Here is a 5248-nt window from a genome sequence, read left to right on the forward strand (position 1 = left end):
TCCTACCTCCAGAGCGCAAGACGGATACGATTCAGCGTCTTGTGTGTATAGATCCAGAAGTACGACCGTGGTTGCACATGAATTTTTGCCACCCCAGTCATACCAGGGCGCCACCACGTTTCACCATCCTCTTCAAGTTGAGCAATCACGGTAAACCGCGCCCCCTCCTGCGACTTCACCTCAGCCATTGGAATTACGCGACTGATTCGCAGGGGAATTTTCCGCCCTGGCTGGCTGACCAGCGCAAATTCGCCAATACTCCCCTCGCGCACATGGTGAATGTCGTCATGCGCTACTTCAACTACCACATATACATCTTCGGTTTGTGCAATACGCAGCAGGGGTTGCCCTTTGGAAACAGGTGCTGAAATCAGCTCGCGCCGCTCCCCTTCGACCACTACCCCAGTAAAGGGAGCGTGCATATGTGCTTGCGAAAGCTGATAATTCACCCGCTCCATACGGGCTTTCACCTGCTCAATCCGTGCCAAAGCAATCGCCAAGTCCACACTGGTAAACTCTGCCCGAGCCCGATCAGCTTCGGTTACGTTTCGCTGTAACTCCGCTTGGAGTTCGGCAAGTTGCATCAGCAAATCTTGCACATCAAGCGTCAGCAACGGATCACCTTCCACCACCTCGTCACCACTGGTGACATAGGCATCGATGATCACCCCCTCAAAAGGGGCCGTAATGAGCCGAGTATTGTCCGTAACAAACTGCCCAGTCCCTTCAACAGTATGCATGGTGGAGAATGTCAGCGAGCCAAACAACAGTAAAGATCCAGCCAGTACCAACGACTTAACCAGCAGATTTTCTGCCCCCGCAAGACGGCCAATTGTGCGCAGAGCAACCGTCCGCAACCGATCGCGCCATTCGGCATCTTGCAAATACAATTGTTCCAGCCGCGGCATCACGGTTCGTGCCAGAAAGTGCACCGCCTCGCAAGGAAGTTCCGGCAAATCATCACGGTAGTTGACGAGTGTCAATGCGAACACGGTATGGCCGTGAGAGTTCACAAGCGGAAAAGTCATAATAGATCGTGCCGCAAGGTGGGTTTGTAGTTGTTGATGAGCAAGGGTAATTACCTTTCCATCCGAAGCACGGTGACTTGAATAATGAATGGCGGCAACCTGATCCACCGACTCCTCTAAAGCCGCTTCAAACAGTCTAACGGTATCGGTTTTTTGCTCAAAGCGCTCATAGTGGCTGATCCCCTTTACCCGTGTATACGCCCCCTCTTTCCAGCCCAGCACGACCTGATCAAAGGCGCTCTGGTAATTAACGATGCCATTGGCTAACGCATACACAGCCGCTTGAAAGTTTTCGGATTGATATATTTCGCTCAGCAAGTCGAGCAAGCTTGCGAGCATGTTTTCGTGCGCCGTTTTCCGCGCATCAACTGCTTTTGACTCTGTACCTAACAACGCTGACGTGTTCAAGACGGACTCATCCTGCACAAAGTCGAGCATTAACTGGGCACGCACAAGAATGTCGTTCAAACGTGTTGCAGCATCACAATCAATCGCTAAAATCAAAAAATATGGGGTAGGACACAACGCACGGAGCGCGACGAAGCCGATTGACCCATCGATATGGGGATGGGGTGGACGGTGGGCAAATCCACTGGCTTCGGCCCGCTGCAGAAAAAGGAAAAATTCCTGCGTGTCTAACAAAGGCTTTGACGGGCTTTTCTGTTCTAAATCGCTGGTAGCAACCAAAAGCAGTTGATGTTCCTGTACCAAAATGAGTTCCGCACTCGGCACACGGCATACGTTCTTGACGAGCACCAGATAATCTATCCACGATGCTTGACCTGCTTGAGACTGAGTGACCCGTACGTGGTATAATTCCTGTAATCGTTGGCGAAATGCTTCTTTAGAGGCCATAAAACCACACCATCACAGCTGCACTCGCGCTTTTAATCCTGGCCGAAACCGATTATCCACGTTGCGATATTCAACCTTCACTTCGACTAATCCACTTGCCGGATCAGCTACTGGTGAGAGAAAAGAAATCGCCCCTTGTGCGCGCGTGGATTCCACTGCAAAATCAACTTTTTGCCCTATCGTAAGCTTCGCTGCGATAGCACTCGGAATACTGATGCGGATGTAAATATACGAAGTATCAACCAGTTCGATGATCGGCTCACCCGCCTGAGCCCATTCCCCTTTTTTGAGGCGAATTTGGGTGATAAATCCTTTACTGGGCGCGAGTAGAGTCCGTTGGGCAAGGACTTGTCGGCCAATTTTATAATCGTAGTCTTGTTTTTTTTCTTCTAACTCAAGCAGTGCAACTTCGCTCTCTGTTGTGACTCTATTGATGATCATTTGATTGAGCTCATCAAGACTGATTGATCTACTTTCATGGTACAACTCAAGAGCGGATTTTACTTGCTCCACTTGCAGCAGTAACCGAGCGCGAGCCCCGTCCAATGCACTCTTGTCCCGCATCAGCGTTTCAAGGCGCGACAGTTCAAGTTGCTCAATATGTTGCTCCAGCACCAAGAGCGGTGTTCCCTGATCGACGTAGGCTCCTTCTGCGATCTTGACTTCACTGACCACACCGCTAACCGCCATTGCGAGCAAGTAGCGCTCACGAGGGTACACCACACCTACCATCGCATCACTTATTGCAACCGTCTCATGTGGACTCACCTCTGGACTAAATGAACGGAAATCGCCACGCGAACGAGTGCTTGGAGCCTCGCTCGCTATAGCGAATACATTCAAGGACAAAAACAGCAGGAAAAAAATACAGTTGGTCAATCGCATAGTGCCCTTCAAAATTCTACAGTGCTTCTACGTCAAACTGAATGCCGAGTTCCTGCAACAGGCTACCATCCGAAAGCTGAAGACTGATTTTTGCCAGTTCATATTGAATCTCGGCATCCACCATACGGATTATACCCACGTTGAGATTATCTTCGCGCTCAATCATATCAATGTAGCGCGCTACACCGCGGTCAAACCGTTCCCGCTCAATTTCAAGCAGTTCCTTGAGGACAGTGGTATTCTGCCGATGACGATCCAACTCTTGATACGCTTGATCTACCTGTGCAAGCCGCAACTGAAGTTGATTTGAAAGGTCTACCTTTACCGCTTCAGCCTGATATTGATTTTGGGTAATTCGTGAAAGCGCTATGGATTCTTTCGAACGCGCACTTTGATTACCACCTAAAGGGATGGAAAACTCAACACCAGCATACCAGTTGGGATAACGCTCCGAAAATGCTTCTTCAAAAGTTCTGCCGTAGCGCTCATCATACCGAAGGCTACTTTGGCCATAGCCCGCAACAAAATCGAGTTTTGGACGCAACTCATCGCGGGCTATCGCCAGAGAATGTTCTTCCAGCGCAATACGTTCTATTGCAATTCCGTAATTCGGCCAAACACTGAGAACCTGCTCAAAGTAAGTCTGAAAACTTTCCGGCTGTTGCCACGCGGTAGTGTCAGGCTCTGAAGTCGTCTGAAAAACAACGTGCTGATATTCATTGGCTGAGAGGTTGAGAACCCCCTTAATCGCACTTTTCACTTGTTCATACCCGCGCTCTACGACAAATGATTCTGCCTGACGAAGTAGAAGGGTAGAACGGGCTTCGGTCATAGCAGTTTGCGGTAAGCGCCCAGCTTGCACGCGCCGCTCAATATCGGTGAGGATATTATTCGCATTTTTCAATGAATCTGCATTCAAAGCTTTCATCTGTTCGGCACGGTACAGCCGCCAGTAGAGGCTGAGCGCATCGTATGACTTACTCAGAATCTGTTGCTGAGTTTCCTGTTTGCGGATTTCAATCTGTTTTTCTGATTGTGCGATCCGATTCTCAATTTGAGCCGCCCCAAATCCGCGCAAAATTGGTTGACGGATACGGAAATTCAGCGAACCGACATTGTCGTTAATCCCAGTAGGATCATTCACCGAGCTCGTATTATTATAGCGTTTATGCCCTTCATATTCGACAGAGACCTCAGCCCCAGAAACGACTAACGTGCGCACGCCAAACTGAAAACGACCATTGCGGTCTATCGTCGTGTCATTAGGGGCTAACGGATTATTTTCGGTTTTTCGCTCATCAGCACGGAGTATTGAAAAAAATTCCATCTCGTATGCGGCGCGATCATGCTGTAGTTGCGCCTCAGCAATTTTTTTCTGCTCTGCACTTACGAGCACCTCAGGATTGCGTAGGAGCACAAGGTGCACGAAAGACTCTTTATTTAGAGCCACAGCACCTTGTTGTATTTGCGTCAGCACTTGTTCGTGGCGATTCATGTCACCATGAGAAGGTTGACTCTCGGCCCACGCGGGAATGGCCAGACACGCTGCCGAAACCGCTAAACCTGCAAAAACTTTTTGGGGGCAAGAAAGTATATTCCGTATCATCGTCAACCTCTTTGTATCGGCATAGATGGCCATGGCTCAAAAAAATATAAACTTACCACCGTAAACTCCATTTATTATAGAGATTACGGTGGTGAATGTTTTTATGACTCAGCGATTACAGGCTCTGTTTCACCTGGCTTCAGGCTCGTCTGCCCATCTTTTAGCATCGCCAAGCGTTCAAGTTGGCTGAGTGAGGTTAAATGAGCAAAGATAGGCGCAAAGTAGCGCTTTTCGCGTATTTCAAGAAAGCGCTTATCGGAAAGATTATTCAAACGCTCCTCATTGATCACATAACAACCAGTTACGTTGCGAATCTGCCCACCGTAGCGCACACGCATACTGAGCGGAGTAAAGAGATTATTTTCAGCCATGAACGTACAGAATGCCTTCGTGAAGATCTCCATTTGTTGCATTTCGCCAAGGTATTTTTTTACATTGTCGATGATCACGGTTGGCTCACCTTTTTCAAACAACGCTTGGCCATCTTTTGTCCCAACACAGTCCGCATCTTCATCAATGCAAACTGTAAATTGATCAGCTTGATCACTTTTAGCGAGGGCAAAAGGGTAACGGCGGATAATGGCTGGCACATATGAAGCCTTCCAACTCCCATCTTCAGCGATAAATAGATTTTCTCCGGCATCAAGGCCAAACATCACAACAGGCTTAAATTCATCCTGCTCTTTGTCTTCAAGGAAAACAATCGGATACACCGATGCCGCCCGAGCAAATTCATGCACCATGAGTGACGCAATATGAAACTTACTGGCAAAGGCAAAGCTGCTAATAGGTGTCACTTTTGTCTTCGCATGTTTGTCCTTGTTAAGCGGAACCAATTTTTTAAACATTCTTGTCCTCCATAACGATATGAAAT

At 48.4% G+C, this 5248-nt stretch carries 4 protein-coding genes; all 4 read right to left on the reverse strand.

The annotated features are described in order from the left end of the window. Positions 1-2: 2 nt before the first annotated feature. The 4 genes from P304_RS0102210 to P304_RS0102225 all read right to left on the reverse strand — a co-directional run bounded on the left by P304_RS0102210 (position 3) and on the right by P304_RS0102225 (position 5222). Complete coding sequence (locus P304_RS0102210; RefSeq protein WP_027389209.1) at positions 3-1883, reverse strand: efflux RND transporter periplasmic adaptor subunit; 1881 nt, start codon at positions 1881-1883, stop codon at positions 3-5. 12 nt (positions 1884-1895) lie between these two features. Further along, complete coding sequence (locus tag P304_RS0102215; protein ID WP_027389210.1) at positions 1896-2768, reverse strand: efflux RND transporter periplasmic adaptor subunit; 873 nt, start codon at positions 2766-2768, stop codon at positions 1896-1898. A 16-nt stretch (positions 2769-2784) separates the two neighbouring features. Continuing rightward, positions 2785-4374 carry a TolC family protein gene (locus tag P304_RS0102220; RefSeq protein WP_027389211.1) on the reverse strand — a complete coding sequence of 530 codons (1590 nt, stop codon included), beginning with the start codon at positions 4372-4374 and terminating at the stop codon, positions 2785-2787. A 101-nt stretch (positions 4375-4475) separates the two neighbouring features. Next, positions 4476-5222 carry a SapC family protein gene (locus P304_RS0102225; RefSeq protein ID WP_027389212.1) on the reverse strand — a complete coding sequence of 249 codons (747 nt, stop codon included), beginning with the start codon at positions 5220-5222 and terminating at the stop codon, positions 4476-4478. Between the last annotated feature and the right edge of the window lie 26 nt (positions 5223-5248).

This window comes from Chrysiogenes arsenatis DSM 11915, assembly GCF_000469585.1.
GTDB lineage: Bacteria > Chrysiogenota > Chrysiogenetes > Chrysiogenales > Chrysiogenaceae > Chrysiogenes > Chrysiogenes arsenatis.

Bases quoted from the DNA above. Each gene is read 5' to 3' on its own strand.
- P304_RS0102210 (WP_027389209.1), bottom strand. From the start codon at position 1,883: ATGGCCTCTAAAGAAGCATTTCGCCAACGATTACAGGAATTATACCAC.
- P304_RS0102215 (WP_027389210.1), bottom strand. From the start codon at position 2,768: ATGCGATTGACCAACTGTATTTTTTTCCTGCTGTTTTTGTCCTTGAAT.
- P304_RS0102220 (WP_027389211.1), bottom strand. From the start codon at position 4,374: ATGATACGGAATATACTTTCTTGCCCCCAAAAAGTTTTTGCAGGTTTA.
- P304_RS0102225 (WP_027389212.1), bottom strand. From the start codon at position 5,222: ATGTTTAAAAAATTGGTTCCGCTTAACAAGGACAAACATGCGAAGACA.